Source organism: Schleiferia thermophila (genome assembly GCF_003337435.1).
Lineage (GTDB): Bacteria > Bacteroidota > Bacteroidia > Flavobacteriales > Schleiferiaceae > Schleiferia > Schleiferia thermophila.
In genome coordinates this window covers 1-20,040 of sequence record NZ_QPJS01000003.1, presented here as the reverse complement: position 1 = coordinate 20,040, position 20,040 = coordinate 1, and the positions used below count along the sequence as shown (strand labels likewise).

Annotated in this window: 10 protein-coding genes and 1 pseudogene; 2 read left to right on the top strand and 9 right to left on the bottom strand. The window is 44.5% G+C overall.

Features of this window, described 5'->3' with window-relative positions; translation table 11 throughout:
* Nucleotides 1–27: 27 nt before the first annotated feature.
* The 9 genes from DES35_RS07465 to DES35_RS07425 all read right to left on the bottom strand — a co-directional run bounded on the left by DES35_RS07465 (nucleotide 28) and on the right by DES35_RS07425 (nucleotide 13,933).
* Nucleotides 28–2,886 (bottom strand): FAD-binding and (Fe-S)-binding domain-containing protein, encoded by a 2,859-nt coding sequence (locus DES35_RS07465; RefSeq protein ID WP_244906335.1) that lies wholly within the window; start codon nucleotides 2,884–2,886, stop codon nucleotides 28–30.
* 67 nt (nucleotides 2,887–2,953) lie between these two features.
* Entirely contained in the window at nucleotides 2,954–4,753 is a 1,800-nt protein-coding gene (locus DES35_RS07460) for a cytochrome c oxidase subunit I (RefSeq protein ID WP_051889494.1), read from the bottom strand.
* 26 nt (nucleotides 4,754–4,779) lie between these two features.
* Nucleotides 4,780–5,811, bottom strand: a complete 1,032-nt coding sequence (locus DES35_RS07455; RefSeq protein ID WP_114366265.1) for a cytochrome c oxidase subunit II — start codon at nucleotides 5,809–5,811, stop codon at nucleotides 4,780–4,782.
* Nucleotides 5,812–5,824: 13 nt separating this feature from the next.
* A complete protein-coding gene (locus DES35_RS07450; RefSeq protein WP_037361322.1) occupies nucleotides 5,825–7,084 on the bottom strand; it encodes a hypothetical protein in 1,260 nt (419 codons plus the stop codon).
* Between the two features lie 11 nt (nucleotides 7,085–7,095).
* Nucleotides 7,096–7,689, bottom strand: coding sequence for a c-type cytochrome (locus DES35_RS07445; protein WP_051889493.1), 594 nt, complete (start codon nucleotides 7,687–7,689; stop codon nucleotides 7,096–7,098).
* Complete coding sequence (locus tag DES35_RS07440) at nucleotides 7,673–8,236, bottom strand: DUF3341 domain-containing protein (RefSeq protein ID WP_037361320.1); 564 nt, start codon at nucleotides 8,234–8,236, stop codon at nucleotides 7,673–7,675. The genes DES35_RS07445 and DES35_RS07440 overlap by 17 nt, the downstream gene beginning before the upstream one ends.
* Nucleotides 8,208–9,611: an NrfD/PsrC family molybdoenzyme membrane anchor subunit gene (gene nrfD / locus DES35_RS07435; protein WP_037361318.1), complete on the bottom strand. Its 1,404-nt coding sequence runs from the start codon at nucleotides 9,609–9,611 to the stop codon at nucleotides 8,208–8,210. The genes DES35_RS07440 and nrfD overlap by 29 nt, the downstream gene beginning before the upstream one ends.
* A gap of 17 nt (nucleotides 9,612–9,628) precedes the next feature.
* The gene (locus tag DES35_RS07430) at nucleotides 9,629–12,676 is read right to left on the bottom strand and encodes a TAT-variant-translocated molybdopterin oxidoreductase (protein WP_114366264.1); all 3,048 of its coding nucleotides are present in this window, start codon (nucleotides 12,674–12,676) and stop codon (nucleotides 9,629–9,631) included.
* Between the two features lie 18 nt (nucleotides 12,677–12,694).
* The gene (locus tag DES35_RS07425; RefSeq protein ID WP_037361329.1) at nucleotides 12,695–13,933 is read right to left on the bottom strand and encodes a c-type cytochrome; all 1,239 of its coding nucleotides are present in this window, start codon (nucleotides 13,931–13,933) and stop codon (nucleotides 12,695–12,697) included.
* A gap of 181 nt (nucleotides 13,934–14,114) precedes the next feature.
* Between DES35_RS07425 and DES35_RS07420 the strand changes: the two genes are divergently transcribed.
* The gene (locus tag DES35_RS07420; RefSeq protein WP_114366262.1) at nucleotides 14,115–15,503 is read left to right on the top strand and encodes an SLC13 family permease; all 1,389 of its coding nucleotides are present in this window, start codon (nucleotides 14,115–14,117) and stop codon (nucleotides 15,501–15,503) included.
* Nucleotides 15,504–16,050: 547 nt separating this feature from the next.
* Nucleotides 16,051–20,040: pseudogene (locus tag DES35_RS07415) on the top strand (hypothetical protein); the annotation flags it as partial.

The following is a 20,040-nucleotide window of genomic DNA, read 5'->3' as shown; positions in this document are numbered from 1 at the left end:
GTTTTATGATCAATATTTACGGCCAAATTAAAGTAATTCGATCCAATGTAAGGCCTTTATACCGGTACCATCCAGAATCTGATGTCGGCAAGATATGCCGGTGGCTACCACTAAGTGATCGGTAACCTCCAACTGACGGATATAAGGAAAAAGCACCATTTCAGCAATTTTCCTACTGATATCAAAATGCTGTACTTCGTAACCAAAACTTCCAGCCATGCCACAACAACCAGCCGGAATTAACTTAACGGGGTAACCTACATCCCGAAGTATTTCTTTGGTATAGCGCATGGAGCTTAACGCCTTTTGATGGCAGTGGCCGTGTAAATGTATTGTTTTTGACTCCGGCTTTTTGAAGACAGAGATATTGCCTGCACGTAATTCGGTATGAATGAATTCGTCCAGTGTGAAGGTGTAGGTTGAAATCCATTTAGCTTTTTCCCGAAATTGTTTACTTACAAGTCTTGGATATTCATCTCTGAAAGTCAGTATAGCAGATGGTTCAATACCTATAAGTGGCACGTTTTCCGAGAGGATCGAAGAAAATAAGGCTACATTGGTATCGGCATTCTTACGGGCCGCAGGTAGCAGTCCTTTGGATATCATCGCCCGGCCACTCCCGGGATGCTTTACTGTTCTTACTTCATATCCATTTTTTTGCAAAAATGAAATTGCTTTCTCGCCAATTTCCGGTTCGTAGTAGTTGGTAAATTCATCTACAAACAGGTAAACCGATTTTTTCGGATGAGCAGGGTTGTTTTTCTTCAGTTCTTTCAATCGCCTCCATAAAGTAGGTTGTTTAAAAGGCGGTAAACTTCTGGAAGGGGTAATTCCAATGAATTTTTTCAGCAATTTTTCTGAAAGGGGATAATTCAAAATGCCGTTGGAAAGGTTTGGAAATGCCGAGGCCAAAGGGGCCAATTTTTCAAAATATCCAAAGAAGAGCGTTTGAATGCTTTTTCCATGAATTTTTTGATATTGGTAGAGCCACTCACTTTTCATGGAGGCCATATCTACATTGCTGGGACACTCTCTTGTGCACCCTTTACAGGCGAGACACAAATCGAGCACCTCTTTCAGTTCCGGATGCGCAAAACCCTTTTGTCCATTGGCTACTCCTGATACAAACTCCCTCAGTGCATTAGCTCTGGCGCGTGTGCTGTCTTTTTCATCCAATGTCGCCTGGTAGGACGGACACATAACCCCACCTGAGCTAAACGGCTTACGGCAGTCAGCCGAACCATTGCACTTCTCAACTGCAGCCAAAAAACCCCCTTCCTTGCTGTAATCAAAAAAAGTTGAAACTTGCTGAAGTGGGGTTTTAGGATCTTCCCTGAGCGAGATATCCATTGGGGGAGCCTCTATGATTTTTCCGGGATTCAGGAGATTATAGGGATCGAAAATTTTTTTTACCTGCACCAATGCATTGAAGATCTTTTCACCAAAATAAGTAGGTATAAATTCAGCTCTTACTCTCCCATCTCCATGCTCACCGGATAGCGATCCCCGATATTTTTTTACCAATTGTGCTGAGGATGTGCTGATTTGGCGAAGTAGCCTAAAATCACGCTCATCTCTGAGATTCAGAATCGGACGGAGATGGATTTCACCAGCTCCGGCATGTGCATAGTGTACGACCCGCTGACCAAAACTTTCCATCATCTTGTCGAACTCTTCAATGTATTCAGGCAGGTCTTTTACATCCACAGCAGTGTCCTCTACACAAGCTATTGCTTTGGCGCTGCCGGGAATATTTGACAGCAGCCCCAGTCCCGCAGCCCGCAAGGACCAAAGTTTATCTGAATCCTCACCATAGAGAACGGGGTATGCATAGCCAAGCTTTTCAGATTGCAAATGCTCCACGACTTTTTGAGCCACTGATTTCAATACCTCCCTGTCGTCTGCCCTTACTTCAATAGCCAAAATGGCTGCTGGATCCCCTTGAATGAAAAAGCGGTTTTCTCTCTGTTCAAGGTTCTCTTTGGTACAATCGAGTATTATCTTATCAACCAGCTCACAGGCATACGGCTCATAAGCCATAGCAATACGGGCAGCTTTAAGGCTGTCTTTCACCGATGTAAAATGTGCGCAGATCACAGCCGGATATTGTGGAGGAAGTGGATCCAGCTTCAGTGTTATTTCAGTGAGAAACAGCAAAGTACCTTCTGAGCCAGCTATTAATTTGGCAAGGTTCACGCCCTGTAGGCCTTTGGACGATTTGAGTTGGTCAGCTATAATGTCGAGAGCATATCCTGTATTGCGCCTGTGGATGGATTTTTTGGGGTAATTTCTTTCTATTTCCTCCAGAAGATCCCTTTCGCTCAGCAGCTGCCGGATTTTATGAATAATTGCATCAGGATGATTCCCTTCCGAAAATTCCACAACTTCCCCGGTGGACAGCACTCCCCTCACAGCTAGAAGTTTATCCCTGGTGGTACCATACTTAATGGAAGTAGAACCAGAGGAATTATTGGCGGTCATGCCGCCGATCGTACATCGGTTTGAAGTCGATGTATTGGGCCCGAAAAACCATCGGTAAGGTTTCAGGTATCGGTTTAATTCATCGCGAATCACTCCTGGTTGAACCCTTACTACACCATTTACCTGGTCAAATCTGACCACTGAAGTCATGTGCCTTGATGTATCGGCGACCACTCCGGTTCCAACACATTGCCCGGCAAGCGAAGTACCGGCAGCACGCGGTATGATGGGCAGGGAATATTCACGGCATAGATTGATGAGTATCTGCACATCCCTCTCACCGGTCGGATAGGTTACAGCTATGGGATATTCTCTGTATATACTCGCATCCGTAGCATAAAGTGACTTTCGGAGTAAATCTGTATAAATTTCGCCGGCAAAACCAGCCTTCCTCAGCTTTTTCATTAAAAAATCAGCTTTCATAAGCAAAAAACCCCGCTAATATGCGGGGCTCAAACTGCATTCGGAAATTTTAATTGTGAAATGTATTCTTTTCCTCATCACTCAGGGGAACGGTCTGAGGTACAAAATCCTCAGGAGCGCCCGGTTTACTGTAGTCGTATGCCCATCTGTGCACGGTGGGTATCTCACCCGGCCAGTTGCCATGTATGTGCTCAACGGGCGTGGTCCACTCCAAGGTATTGGATTTCCAGGGATTCTGTGGAGCCTTTGGTCCTCTGAAAGCGCTGTAAATAAAGTTGTAGAAGAAAATCAACTGGGCAATACCTCCAGCTATGGCAAAAACAGAAATAACAACATTGATATCCGCAAGATTGTCAAACATAGGGAATGCAGTGTTGGTATAATATCTCCTTGGCAGTCCGCTCATTCCCAGGAAATGCATCGGGAAGAACACACCATATGCAGAAATGAAAGTAAGCCAGAAATGCCAGTAGCCGAGCTTTCGGTTCATCATTCTGGTGAAGAGCTTCGGGAACCAATGATAGATGCCGGCAAACATTCCGAAAATTGCCGAAAGACCCATTACAATATGAAAGTGAGCTACGACAAAATACGTGTCATGCACATTGATATCCAGTGCGGAATTACCCAGAATAATACCAGTAAGACCTCCTGTAATGAAGGTAGACACCAGACCTATGGAAAACAACATAGCGGGTGAAAATTGAAGATTTCCTTTCCACAATGTCGTAAGGTAGTTAAAAGCCTTAACTGCCGAAGGTATAGCTATAAGCAGCGTAGTGAAAGTAAATACTGAACCTAAGAAGGGATTCATCCCGGTAACAAACATATGATGCCCCCAAACAATGAATGAAAGGAAGGCAATTGCAAGGATGGAACCCACCATTGCTCTGTATCCGAATATGGGTTTTCTGGACATGGTTGAAATTACCTCAGAGGTAATGCCCAAAGCAGGTAGCAAAATGATGTAAACCTCCGGGTGTCCTAAAAACCAGAAAAGGTGCTCATAGAGAATGGGGCTTCCACCGGTATTGGACAATACTTCTCCCTGAATCATGATATCTGAAAGATAGAAACTTGTGCCTAAGCTTCTGTCAAACAACAGTAGTAAGGCAGCTGACAACAGCACAGGAAACGATAAAACACCCAAAATGGCAGTGACAAAAAATGCCCAAATGGTGAGCGGCAGGCGGGTCATCGACATTCCTTTAGTCCTCATGTTGAGTACCGTTACGATGTAATTTATGCCTCCAAGTAGTGAAGAGACTATGAACAGAGTCATTGATACAAGCCATAGGGTCATCCCAGTTCCTGAACCCGGCATCGCCTGCGGAAGGGCACTGAGTGGTGGATATACAGTCCATCCTGCTGCAGCAGGCCCATCAGGTACGAAAAGGGAAATGACCATCACCAGGCTGCTGGCAAAGAAAAACCAATACGATAACATGTTGAGGAAACCAGAAGCCATATCTCTGGCGCCTATCTGCAATGGAATTAAAAGGTTGGAAAACGTACCGCTCAATCCTGCCGTCAATACAAAAAATACCATGATCGTACCATGTATGGTGACTAGAGCCAAATACATAGATGGATCCATTACGCCTTCACTGGCCCATTTACCCAGAAAAAATTTTAGGATGGGAAACGGTTGCTCAGGCCAGGCCAGTTGTAAACGAAATAAAATCGACATCAGCATACCGATGGTACCCATCACAATACCCGTGATCAAAAATTGTCTGGCGATCATCTTGTGATCCATACTGAAGACATATTTTGTCCAGAAAGTCTCCTTGTGATGGTGATGCTCAGTGTGATGAGCTACTTCGGGTGTCAAAACATCATTAGCCATAGGACAGGAATATTTATTTTTTTAAATTATATACTTTGTGCGAAGGTTTTTTGTTCTTTGAGCCAATCTTTATATTCTTCCTCTGACACTACTTCAAAAACCATTTGCATGTTATAGTGTGCAGAGCCGCAGATTTTGTTACAAAGTAAAATGTAGTTAAATTCGTACGGGTCTTCGCCTTTTGCTGTTCTGATATTATTGATTTCACTCACTTGCCGTACTACCATTGGATCATTTCTCATTTCGGCTGTAGTCTTATTTGGTATAAAGGAAAATTCCGTAATAGCGCCGGGAACACAATTCATTTGCAGTCTAAAATGAGGAAGATAGGCAGAGTGAATTACATCTTGCGAACGCATTTTTAATTTAATTGGTTTGTTGACAGGTATCTTTATCAGATTCTGTACTACAATATCATCTAGGCCGTTGGGATCATTTTTATCAATGCCAAGAATATTAACATCTTCGATGTACCGCGCATTGGCATATCCAAGCTTATTGTCCTCTCCGGCAATTCGTGCAGTCCAGCCAAACTGTTTTGCATATAGCTCAATGACTATTGGGTCTTCATCAAACTTAGGATTCATAATTCTGACCCAGGTGGCCAGTCCATACGAAATAAGCAATACCAGTACTGCACCAGGTACAAGCGTCCAAATCAGTTCCAGTTTGTTATTGTGCTCCATGTAGGAAGCCTTTCTCCCTTTTATTCCGCGATACTTGTACGAAAAATAAAACAAAATCGGCTGTGTTATTAAAAATGCAGCAGTAATTATTCCCAGTGAAAGATAAAACAGGAATTCGGTTTTCTCACCATGCACACTGGCAGGAGTGGGCAATACTTTAGGTCCCCAGGCTACCACTGTGTACAAAAAACCTGCCATTAAAAATATTAGAAAGCCAAAAAGCAGTTTACCTTGAACATCGTTTTCTTTGACATTTGGCAGTCCGGTAAGGTTTTCTTTTTTAATCTCTGCTGAGAGTTCGGCAATTCGTATCAACTGCCAAGCTACCAAAAGTACAAGTAAAATTGTTACAATTCCAATCAATGTCATCATTTTCGTTTAGTTTTTAAATATGGTGATGTTTACTTTCTATCAACATGGGATGATTTTTCATAAGCAAAGGCGCTTTCGCCAAATTCCGCCCAACAACCAGAATAAAAGCCCCAACATATCCGAGGAAAATACCGATTTCGGCAATTCCAAAACCATAATTCTCACCAACAGTGCCTGGCATGATCATGTTAAAGACATCCAGCCAGTGACCAACCAAAATCGACACTCCGGCTATAACAATAAAGCCTCCGATTCTTTTTGCTGTTCGGGACATAATCACCAGTATTGGGAAAACAAAGTTCAGAGCTAACATTGTTAAAAACGGCAATTTGTAAATAGTGTACCTTGGCATAAAATAAGTTACTTCCTCCGGAATGTTGGAATACCAAATCAACATGTATTGACTAAACCACAGATAGGTCCAAAAGATTGAAAATGCAAACATAAATTTTCCCAGATCATGTAAATGGTTTTCGTTGACCCATTCCAAATAGTTTTCGGCCTTAAGGTACAAAACCACTAAAGTTAGCACTGTAACAGCAGTCACAAACATGGTGGCAAAAACATACCAGCCAAACAAAGTGCTAAACCAATGAGTATCAATACTCATGATCCAATCCCATGCACTTGTGGAGGATGTAATGGCAAAAAACACAAGAAAACCTGCGGATATTCTCCAGTTTTTCTTCCACCATTCCCAATTTCCGGAGGATTCGCCGATGATAGAATTTTTTTTCAAAAAGTAGAAAAACATGTACCAGCCAATCAAATAGACAGTAGTTCGAATCAGGAAAAAGGGTGTATTCAAATAAGCTGTTTTACCGGCAATGATTGCATCATAATTTGGATGATTTGGATCACTGATGCCCTCAGCCGTCCAATGCCAAATGTGATGCTTATGAAGTACCACTCCGGCAATCACAATGATAAACATAACAGCAGCAGGAATTGGGAGAAAACCTGCGATTGACTCCATCACCCTTTTAATTCCTGCTGACCAGCCTGCTTGTGCAGCATATTGAATGGCAAGGAAGAAAAGAGAACCAAGAGCGATGGCGAGGAAAAAGAATGTATTTACCATAAGCGCGGCCCATGGTCTATTATGAGCTGAATGGTCTTCGTGACCAGCCGCATGTACAGCTTCATGGGTTGAATCGTGGCCAGCATGGTGCCCGTAGTCAGCCATAAAAAAACTATACATCAGGGAGATAATGCCAACCACCAAAAGGACTATACCAATATTTTTTAGTCTTGGGCTAAGCGTAAAATTCATTTTGTGTCGTTTTAGTTGTTTTTATCCAATTCTTCTCTTAGATGCAATACATAGTGAACAACTTTCCACCGGTCATCTGGTAGTACTTGGGCAGCATGTGAACCCATAACCCCTTTGCCATAAGTTATAACATGATAGATGGAAACGGGAGTGAGACCCGGACGACTTGCTGAAGCATAGGAAGGTACTCCGGCAAATTTTTCCTTTTCAACCAATATGCCATTGCCATCGCCTTTTTCACCATGACACACAGCGCAATAAATAGTGTATTGTCTTTTTCCTTCTTCGAAATCCTTTTCGCTGATTTCTCTGTATCTGGAAGGAAACTCCTTCCTCTTTAAGGAAGCTTCATACGCCTCAGGTGTATTTTGTGCCTCATAGACAAAATATCCTCTCGGTACAGTGCCCTCTATGACTGGCCGTGCGCCCAGGCTATCTTTAAAATTTGGATTAGGTTCGTACGTCTTGTAGGATGCTACCCTATACATATTGGGCATATATTCTCTTCCGGGTTTGGAATAGTCTCTACTGCACGAAGCAAAAACGGATAAGAAAATTATTGCAGCAAAAACTTTTAGTGAATTCATTTCAGTGATGGTTCCCATTTGTCTCTTCTTCTTTTTTATTGATTTCAATTGCTCCCTCATTTTTCAGCAATTCTATCAGGTCGTTCTCATTGCCATTGGCCTCTATTTCGATCATAAATTTATCATCTGTGGTTCTCGGATCCGGATTAATGGGCTTTCTTCCCGGATACAGGCCATTGATGATAAAAAAAGTCCACACCATCAGGTGAGCTGCAAAAAAGACCGTAAGCTCAAACATGACCGGTACAAATGCCGGCATATTTTTACCCCATGTAAAACTGGGCTTTCCTCCGATATTCATCGGCCAATCGTGAATCATGGTATAATAGGTAAGCCAGATGGCTAACGACAGGCCAAGCAATCCGTAGAAAAAAGCTGCAGTGCCTATGTTGGTGGGTTTTAAGCCCATGGCATGGTCAAGGCCATGAACCGGGAATGGTGTGTATGCTTCGCGAATGTAAAAACCTTTTCCCCTAACCCTTTTTACTGCCTTAAGCATTACGTCATCGTCATCAAAAATGGCAGAAATTATCGTTTTAGTGTGCGTCTGAATGGCTGTGCTCATATTTTGTGTGAAGTTTTTTGTACTTTTCAGATGAAGATTTCAAAATTGTTTTAAGTTCAGCCTGTGCTATGACAGGAAAAGTCCTGGCATATAGCAGGAAGAGTACAAAGAAAAATCCAATGGTTCCGATAAAAATTCCAATGTCCACAAAAGTCGGACTAAACATAGTCCAGGAAGATGGCAGATAATCGCGATGCAATGAGGTTACAATAATTACAAAGCGCTCAAACCACATTCCGATGTTCACGATTATCGAAATCACAAAAGAAGCAATCAGGCTGGTTCTAACTTTTTTAAACCACATCACTTGCGGTGAGATTACATTGCAGGTCATCATGCTCCAGTATGCCCACCAGTAAGGTCCGGTAGCTCTGTTGAGAAACGCATATTGTTCATACTCCACTCCCGAGTACCATGCTATAAACAGCTCGGTAATGTAAGCAATCCCTACAATTGAGCCTGTCACCATGATGATGATATTCATCAACTCAATGTGCTGTATGGTTATGTAGTGTTCCATTTTAAACATTTTGCGCATGATGATAAGCAGCGTTTGCACCATGGCAAATCCGGAGAATATAGCTCCGGCGACGAAATATGGAGGAAATATTGTCGTGTGCCAACCAGGAATCACTGAGGTAGCAAAATCCATCGATACGATGGTGTGCACAGATAAAACCAATGGAGTAGCCAATCCGGCAAGTACTAAAGATACTTCTTCAAATCGCTGCCAGCTTTTGGCAGTACCCCCCCAGCCAAAGCTGAGGATGCTGTAAATGTGCTTCTGAACAGGTCTGACTGCCCGATCTCTCAGCATTGCAAAATCGGGAATTAATCCCGTGTACCAAAACACCAGGGAAACAGTAAAATAGGTAGAAATTGCAAATACATCCCAAAGCAACGGAGAGTTGAAATTCACCCACAACGGACCAAACTGATTGGGAATCGGAAATACAAAATATGCCAGCCAGATTCTACCCATGTGAATTCCGGGGAAAAGAGCAGCCTGAATAACGGAAAATATCGTCATAGCTTCGGCCGAACGGTTGATGGACATTCTCCATTTCTGGCGAAACAGCAAAAGCACTGCTGAAATTAATGTACCAGCATGACCTATTCCAACCCACCAAACAAAGTTGGTAATATCCCATGCCCAACCAACAGTTTTATTCAGTCCCCATACTCCAATACCGGTTCCAATGGTGTAGAGGATACAACCTACTCCCCATAAAAAAGCAAATAAGGATATGGAAAATACTATCCACCAAGATCTGGGAGCGCTTGTTTCCACAGGACGAGCCACTTCTACCGTTATGTCGTGATAGGTCTTATCACCTATAATTAATGGCTCTCTAATTGATGATTCGTAATGCATATTTCCTCTTCGTTATGTTATACAAGATTTCTGACTTTTACCTGATAGAATACGGATGGATTTGTGCCAACCTCCTCGAGCAGGTGATACATACGTTCTTCGTTTTTAAGTGTTGCTATGCGGCTTTCAGGATCGTTTACGTCCCCAAAAGTAATGGCACCCGTGCTACAAGCACTCATACAGGCTGTCTGGATCTCACCGTCTTTTACTTTTCGGCCTTCTTTTTTCGCCTGTAGCTTTCCGAGCTGAATTCTTTGAATACAGAAAGAGCATTTTTCCATAACCCCGCGTGACCTCAACGTTACATCCGGATTTAGCACCATCTTGCCAAGGTCGTCGTTCATGGCATAGTTTATCTCAAATTGTTCCGGATTTTCATTATACAAAAACCAGTTAAAACGACGAACTTTATATGGACAGTTATTGGCACAGTAGCGGGTACCGATGCATCTATTATATGTCATGTGATTTAAACCTTCTGAGCTGTGTGTAGTAGCAGCTACAGGACATACAGTTTCACATGGTGCATGATTGCAATGCTGACACATCACCGGCTGAAAAACTACCTGAGGATTGTCGGAGGGGATTTCCATCAATGCAAATTTTTTGACTCCGGACAATCCTTGTTCTTCAGCAATTTCCTCAGTCATGTCGCTCGAGTAATACCTGTCGATGCGAAGCCAGTGCATGTCGCGTGAAACGCGAACTTCTTTTTTACCTACAACAGGCACATTGTTTTCTGCGTGACAGGCAATCACACAAGCTCCACAACCGGTACACAGATTTAAGTCGACGGACATATTCCAAAAGTGACCGGTTTCGTGGTCAAATTCGTCCCAGAGACTTGTTTCTTTTGAATCTAATGGACCTCTGTAGGTTTCAAATTTTGGTTTCTCATTCCATCCTCTTCCATTATCTTGAGCAGGCCTGTTGATGAAGTCTTCAAGAGAAACTTCCTTCACAATAGTTCGGCCCATCATGGTATGATGTAGCTGAACACAGGCAAATTCGTGTTCACCATCTACTTTATTGACCTCAACACCTGTCAGAACATGTGCATTACCTGCGAGAATATGAGCATTTACACCTATTCCATCCGCTACTCTGCCCATGCCCTCTCGTCCGTAGCCTACCGCCAGGCCAATAGTGCCTTCAGCCTGACCAGGCTGTATTAATACCGGGACTTTATCAATTTTTCTATCGCCCACGGATAAACTTACGTAACTACCGTTCAAGGCTCCGTTGGATACATTTCTATTAATTATTCCTAGCTTCTCGGCATCTGCTCGGCTCATGGTTACATAATTGTCCCATGAAGCCCGCGTAATTGGATCTGGCATCTCCTGAAGCCATGGATTGTTGGCCAGTTCTCCGGTTCCAAGTGAAACTTTTTGATAGACAATAAGCTCGATGGCTGAACTTGTCTTTGGTACTTGCACATTTACAAGTACTTCGGGTGTTTGAACCAGTGAAATCGAAGTGGTTTCATCTGTCTTGTATACTCCGTCATGCAGAAGTTCATTGAAATCATTCCCGGCATATAAGGACCTGATGTAGTGATAATACGACCCATCGATGCCTAACCAGTTCAATAGACATTGCTGCCACTGCCGGGTATTGTATATATTATGAATGGTAGGTTGCATGAAATGCACCACACCGGTACTAGGTGATCCATCACCCCATGATTCGCAGACATGGCTTAGTGCTCCTACATACTGGCAGATACGGGAGGTTTCGTGAAGTTTGTCAGAAAAGCAAACTGTAACTGGCACCTTGGCCAAAGCTTTTTCAAGTCTCTCTGAACTTACTTTGTTATAGGCCGGATTAACTCCCGCAAATACTACCAATCCTACAAGGCCTTTCTCCATATTATCGACCAGCTGAGCAAATTTCCTGTCGTCGCCCGCTCTTAGATTATTTCTCTTGGTCAGAGAAATGGTGCTTCCAAAATTCTCAAGAAGCATGTTGATGGCTATGGCTATTTGCTCCGCTTCCTTGTTGTCATAACCGTTCAATACGAGTGACTTTCCTTTCCTGGATGCAAGAAGTTCGGCGATTTTATTGATATCTGCATCGATACTTGTCGAAACATTTTTGCCAGTCGGAACACCCATCTTACGGGCAAGTGCATTGTAGAGTGAAAGCAACGCGGCAGTATTTTCCGAAGCTCTTAACTTAATTCTCTTATCGGCATTGGCACCGGTAAGTGTCATATTAGCTTCGATCTGAATGTGTTTTGACATATCCGGCCCCGGTACTCTTCTGGTAGCATAATCACTTTCTACAGCCTGGCCATGTATTCCATTGATGAAATCGCACCCAAAAGATACAATTACATCTGCCTTGTCTAGTTGATAAAACGGAAACTTTCTTACACCAGTGGCCATTTCCCATGCATCCAATGAACGGGTTGTCGGGAATGCATCGATTTCTACATGGGTAAAGTTGTTGTAGTTACTTCTGTATTTCTCGATGATAGAGCGAGCTGCTGGACTATTGATTGTCGGTGTTACTAGGGCAAATATTTTTCCGGTTTCGGCAGCTTTTTTAATCCCCTCTACGATCTCCTTGTCAAATTGGTCCCAACTGATTTCATTTCCATCTTTTAAAGGAGACTTCAGGCGGGTACTGTCGTAGAGATTGAGTACTGCAGCTTGTACTCTTGCATTAGTTCCACTGTTTACCCCTGCCTCCTTATTTGGCTCAAACTTTATCGGTCGTCCTTCACGTGTTTTAACAAGTATGGCCGCATAGTCATTTCCATCGTCGTACAGAGAAGCAAAATATGCAGCAACTCCGGGCACAAGCTTATCAGGTGCGGTTACATATGGTATTGATTCTATGACAGGCGCTTCACATGCAGCCAATGTAGCAGCTGCTGTACTGAAGCCCAGATATTTCAAAAAGTCTCTTCTGCTTGTCTGCGTGGACTGAAGGAGCAATTCGGATGCTGTAAAAAGCGATTCCGAATCTGCGGGAAATTCAGCGGCAGCAAGCTGCTCCGTCAGAGCAGGATTGTACAATTCCTCTTCTGATTTCCAGTATTTTTTATTTGATGCCATACTAAGCCTTGATTTTTTTTAATAGTGACACTTACCGCATTCCAGTCCGCCAATCATTTCAGCGGTGATTTTATCGGACTTGTACTTAGCCTTTAATTTGTCGTGAAGGTCTTTGTAATAACCATTTTCGATATTGACTTCCGTCTCTCTGTGGCAGTTGATACACCAACCCATGGTAAGCTCTGAATACTGATACAATACTTCCATCTCCTCTACAGGACCATGGCAGGTCTGACACTCCAGGCCAGCTACATTTACGTGTTGAGCATGGTTGAAATAAGACAGATCCGGAAGGTTGTGCACTCTTACCCATTTCACCGGTTTCTCTTCATAACCTTCGATATACGACTGTGTTTCGCGGTCAAAACCAACAGCCGCATAAATTTTATCTATTTCAGCTGTGCCATATTTGGGACCCTCCTGTATGTACTTGTGACAATTCATACACAGCGCTGCAGAAGGAATGTTGGAATGCTTTCCTTTCTCAGCACCGTAATGACAGTATTTACAATCTATACCATTTTCGCCTGCATGTATTTTATGCGAAAATGCGATAGGCTGCTCAGGCATATAACCCTGCTCCACACCTATTGACATCAATCCCCAGTACAACTCCTTTAATAAAAAAACTGATACCACAACCGTAAGGAGTACAATCAGCTTTTGATTTTTAACCGCTACCTGTACACCTTTTGAAAAATCCTCAAGGACTGAGGTCGGCTCTTCTCCTTTGATTACTTTTAACGTATTCTTTACCTTGACCAAAATCATCAACAAAATCAACAAGAAGAGGGATAAACCGGCCAACACCCACACATTGAGACCCCGCTCAGGTTTGGCAGGTGCCTGTGTAGTCACAGGACCATCACCGGCTGGACTGGCAGGTTGATCACCGACTATGGTATATGCGAGAATATCCAATATATCCTGGTCTGAAAGCAACGGAAAAGCCGGCATTGCAGACCTGTTGTACTCTTCATAAACGGCAATGGCATCTTTATCCCCACTAGCCCTTAGCTCAGCATTATTTCTGATCCATCGGATCAACCATTCCTGCGATCTTCTTTCGGTAATCCCAGCCATCGCAGGACCCACAAGCCTTCTGTCCAGCTTGTGACAAGCTGCACACTGCGCATTAAACAATTTCCTACCATTGGCTGGATCTCCAGGTAAATCCTGGGCTGAAACCATCAGGCTGCTCAGCATCACACACAGGACTACCCACACCATTCTGAGCCTGCTTACACACTTTTTCATAATCTTCATAAATGATTTCGATGCTTTTACACTTTGCTCGCAAATTTATGTTTCTAACTATTTTTCAATCGCCCAGGTTTAAATGCATCTTCACAATTTAAAATCGTTCTAAACAATTCAGAATCCTTTACAATTTCAGCTTCTTTGCTGAAAATTGCCTTTATTTTCACTCTTCTCTTTGATGAAACAATTCTTAAAAGCGCTCTCAGGTGTAGTTGCTTTCCTTCTTGTTTTGATTTTTTTAAAAAATTTTCTTACCTCTGATCAATCTCTGGTCTTGGCCCTCTTTGCGTGGATGCTCATATGGTGGACCAATCAGGTAGTTCATTACGCCGTCACGGCCCTGCTTCCGATCGTAGTGCTCCCCGCTGCAGGTACAACCACCCTCAAGGAAGCCACTTCTCAATACGCCAACCCCGTCATTTTTCTATTTCTCGGCGGCTTTTTGCTAGCCCTTGCCATAGAAAAATGGGAGATCCATCGCCGTCTGGCCTTGTGGCTCCTGTACCATTTTCACAAAAATCTCAATTCCGTACTAATCGCAACCGGTCTATCCTCCTACTTGTTGAGCATGTGGATAAGCAATACCGCCACAGCTATTATGATGCTCCCGATATGCACCGCCCTGATTTCCGTGATCGAATCGCATATACATATATCCTCCTCGTTTAAGGAAAACATCTTTTTGACCATCGCCTATGCAGCCAATATAGGTGGCATTGCCACCCTTATTGGCACACCACCCAACCTGGTATTTGCCGGCTTTTACAATGAGCAGCACTGGCCACCCATTACTTTTCTGCAGTGGTCATCCATAGGCTTGCCAGTGAGCCTCCTGCTGCTTTCCTTTCTATTTCTGTATTTCCTTTCAAAAAAATCTTCACCCCTCGACCCCAATCTGCAAGAGCACATCAAACGATTGTACCACCAGCTACCCCCGGTTTCCACTGCCCAGTACAGAGTGTTTTACATATTCATATTTACCGTCATCCTGTGGTTTACGGCTCCCTTTCTTCCATTTGATTACCTCAACGACACCACCATAGCCCTCACAGGTGGCCTGATGCTGTTTCTTATCCCTTCAGGCCAAGACACCGGAAAACCTCTACTCGACTGGTCCGACACCCGTAATCTCTCCTGGGGAATCCTGCTGCTCTTTGGCGCAGGACTTACCATGGCACTTATGGTCGAAAAAACACATCTCACCCGACTACTCACCACCTTTTTCAGTCAACAGGAAAATTCCGATCTCATCGCATCTCTAGGCTTAATTTCAGCCTCCGTATTACTTACCGAATTCATGTCCAATGTAGCCCTCACAGGTCTGATGCTGCCTGTGGCCGCTGCACTTACAGTCACCGATACTCAAATTTTCCTCTACACCGGTATGGCCATCGCCATGGCCTCCAGTTGTGCATTTATGCTGCCCATCGCCACCCCTCCCAATGCCATTGCCTTCAGCACCGGTCACATAGCACAAAGCTCCATGCTGCGCAAAGGACTGCTGCTCAACCTGATCAGCATTGGCATTTTCACCGCCCTAATGCTCATTTCTAAAAACTTTTCCTAATCACGCGTATTATGTGGGCGCCTCCCCCGGCCGCTTGACACCAGCGGCCGGAGGCCGGTCTACGGCTCCTATTCCCCTTGCGGATCGGGCCTGGCACATTGGGCTGCGGTGGCTTGCTGCCGCTCCGCCTCCTCGCCCGTGTGCCACACTGCCCGCCCGCTGCGGCTCATATCCGCCTACGCCCTGGCGCAAAAATCAATGGACACGACAATTCTGATGAGATGCACTTGTTCAACTCGTTCAGTAGAATGCTACAAAACCATCCAAAGCAGCAAACCTCTCCACGCAAAACCAGGATGATTGCCAAATTTTTAAAGTTTTTTAAACCAACCAATACCACTAATTACCTAAGCGTTCTTCCCGCCTTCACTTTATCTTAGTAAAAAATAAAGACTTAGGCTGATTTTAATAATTCGAAAAGAACAATCTTAATTTGCAAAACAAGCCCTTTTAATGATGATATATGGAAATTTTATTACACATAAATATTTCTTATATACATTAAAAAAAACCTTAAATTCGTATAAACATTCAAATCAAATTCCCGATGAAGAAATTTTTACCATCTCTTACAGCAATCCTGTTAGCCAATGGGCTCTATGCACAAATTAATATAGCCCCGCAGGCCGTGGCTTCTGCGAGCCAGTGCAACACCGGACCCTGTAGTACACTCAACGATTTGGATTTTGGAACCTGTGGCACACAGCAGATGTGGATTCCCACCTCCAACCCACCCACATCTACCCCTGGAGTAGACTGGATTATGTTTGAATGGACTTCGCCAAAAACTTTTGATCAATTCATCATTCACCATGCTCAAAACAACGCTCGACTACTTACCGGAGGACTGATACAACGATGGGATGGAACTAACTGGGTCAATCACCATACGTTTTCCAACCTACCCCCGGCTTGCTCCAATCAGGTAAGCTTTCCAAAAGTCACTACTACTCGCGTTCGGATTACCTCTTTTCAAATGACCGGTCCGGGTCAGACCTCCAATCCCAACTTTCGCGAGTGGGAAATCATCTCAGCCCCAACCCTTCCCAACGATGCAGGAATTGCCTCACTCGATTCCCCAAAGGCATTTTGTCCCGGACTCCATCCCATAATCGTTAAAGTTGCCAATTTTGGAACCAATAAAATCGATACTGTTACCGTAAACTGGTCCATGAACGGAATCCCCCAAACTCCCATTCTCTTTACCCAAACGTTAGATACCGTTGGAGGTACAGGACCAAGCCAATTGCCCCTGACTTTAGGGACCTGGAATTTTATGGCCAATACAATCTACCAAATTAAGGTCTGGACCTCCAATCCTAACGGAGTAAATGACCCCTTTAATGCCAATGACACCCTAAATGCAACACTCATACCTTCTATTTCAGGAACTTATACAATTAATTCCGCACTTCCAACCTCCGGAACAAATTTTCAAACATTCACTGCTTTTGCCAATTTTATCAACTCAGCTGGCGTCTGCGGTCCGGTCACCGTCAACGTAGCACCAGGCTCAGGCCCTTATCTGGAAAAAGTTTCCTTTGGCAACATCACGGGAACTTCTGCCACCAATACCATTACCATAAATGGCAATGGTGCCGTATTGAACTTTTTCTCCCCCAATACCAACGATCGCATAACCCTTGAGCTCAACGGCACCAAATACATGACCATCGACTCCCTGACCATCCGCAGCGACTCAGGTGCTCAGGGTTTCAGCGTACTGTTTAGAAACGGGGCTGACTGGAACGTAATAAGGCGCTGTTCCATCATCTCCAACTCCTCCTCCACCTCCATAGCATATGCCGCCATCGCCTTCTCAAACAGCACTACCTCTGCTACCACCGCAGGATTAAACGGAAACAACAATCTCATCGAGCGGAATGTGATCATTGGAGGTTACTATGGAATCACTGTACTCGGATCCTCCTCCACCGCCCGCGGCACCGGCAATTCAATCATCCGAAACACCATACGAGACTTCTACCTCTACGGTATTTATGCCCTTAATCAAGACAACTTCGAAATCTTTGGAAACGACATCAGCCGCCCTACCCGGACTACCATCAGTACATTTTACGGCTTCTACCAGGGAACCAGTGGCAGCGGTGTCCGAGTCTTCAACAACCGCATCCACAATGCCCACGGGGCAGCACCATACACCAATACATTTACGGCCTACCCCATCTTTATCAGTGTAGCAGCCGGTACAGCCAATAGCCCCAACATCATTGCCAACAATCTGATTTACGACATCCAAACCAATGGAGTGTACTATGGCATCTATCTGTCTGGTACGACCGATTACACCAAAATCTTTCACAATACCATCGTATTCAACACCATTTCTTCATCCTCTTCTACTACCCGTCTGATTTGGGTGGCAGGTACTCCCACGGCTGGATGCGAAGTCAGAAACAACCTCCTTTACCTCTCCAGACCTGGCACAGGTGAACGATTTCTTACCTACCTGACCAGCAATACCAACAACATACGCACCAGTAATAATGCCTATTTCAAAGACCCTAATGTCACTATGTCAGCGCCTACTTTCTTCAGAGGTGCATCCTTTAACACCCTGCAAGACTTTCAAAATGCCGGTGCTGATTCCAACAGCGTATTTACAGACCCACAATTCATCAACATGGCTCAGGCCAACTACAGGCCTCTGGCCCCCCAACTCAACTCAATGGGAAAAAACCTCGGAGGACTCGTCCCCTTCGACTTTGACTCAATGCCCAGAGCCTTTCTGCCAGATCCCGGTGTCTATGAATTCGATCCCCCGCCTGGCCCCAATCCCGGTCTCACAACTTTTATCCAACCTTCCGGCGCTCTCTGTGGAGACTCGGCCGATGTAGTTGTCAGGGCTGTCAATGTCGGGCAAGATACCGTCAATACACTCACCATCTCCTGGACGGTAAATACAATAACCCAAAACCCTGTCACATGGAACGGAGTGCTGGCAACAGGTAACTTCGTAGACATTATCCTCGGAAAATTTGCCATCAACAGCTCCACCATCTACGACCTGACCGCCACCATCTCCGCCAGCGGACCAGGCGTTGATACTGACCCCTCCAACAACTCCATCGAAAGACTCGGCATTCGAAAAGGACTCGCCGGCACCTACACCATCAATGCCCTCTCCGCTCCCAGTGGTACCAACTTTGTCAGTTTTAACGACTTTGCAAGCGCAGTCTCCAGTTCCGGAGTCTGTGGCCCCATTACAGTAAATGTGACTCCATTTTCGGGACCCTACACCGAGCAAGTCGCCTTCAATAACATTACGTCCACCTCTTCCGTAAACACAATAAAAATTAACGGAAACGGTAATGTGCTGCAGTTCACCTCTACCAATACCTCCCAGCGCTCCACTCTAACTTTCAACAATTGTCAATGGATTGAAATCGATAGTCTTGAAATTCTATCGCAGGGCAATACAACGACTCAATTCGGCACCGCACTCTTCGTCACAGGAAATTCCCAAAGACTAAAATTTAACAAATGCCGATTTGAAGTCAACTCTACCTTAACTTCCCTTAACTACAACCCCGTAGTCATCGGTACCAACGAATCCTCACCCACAGCTATCGGAAAAGGTGGTGATTACATCGAAATTACCAATTCAATTATACGTGGAGGATATTACGGATTGAGCATCGGTGGCGGTTCCTCTTCCACTGATCTGGCTATTGGTAACAAAATTGAAAATTGCCTCATCGAAGACTTTTATGTGTATGGCACCTACATCCGAGGTCAGGATTCCATGATCTTCAACAACAACGACATATCCAGAGCCGGCCGTACCACAGTGACGACCTTTTATGGCATAACACTGTTCTCATGGATAAACAACTCGGTCTTCTCCAACAACCGCGTAAGAGACTCCCATACAAGTTCCACTACGGCAAACACTGCCAGCATGTATCCCCTCTATATCAGCGGCAGTACTACTGCAGGCCAACGCAACAGATTATTTAACAACTTAGTGTACAACATGAACGGAGGTGGCCTCCTCTATGCCCTCTATATGATCAGCTCTCAGCACTGGGATGTGTACCACAATACCATAGTCGTTGAAGATGCCCTCTTCCCGGGTTCCAGCACCAATGCTGCTGCCTTCTTCACCGGAACGTTCACCAATGTGGACGTAAGAAACAACCTCTTTGTCAATACCCGAACCAACGGTGGTACCAAATACGTCGTCTACCAGGGCACTGCCAATACCGGTATCTCCTACAACAACAACGGCTACTTCAGCGACCAAAACAACGTCTGGTTTCATGGCTCAGCCTTAAACGACTTTGCTGCATGGCAGGCTACCGGTAAGGACCAGAACTCCGTCTTCGCCAATCCGGGTTTCCTCAATCCTACTCAAAACAACTACACCCCATCCTCCGGTGCGATTAACAACATAGGGGCCAATCTGCTCTCCATCGTCTCTACCGACATCAACGGAACCCCCAGAACCACAACCCCTGACCCAGGTGCCATTGAGTTCACGCCGTTACCCTGTACTGGCGCATGGGCCTTTCAG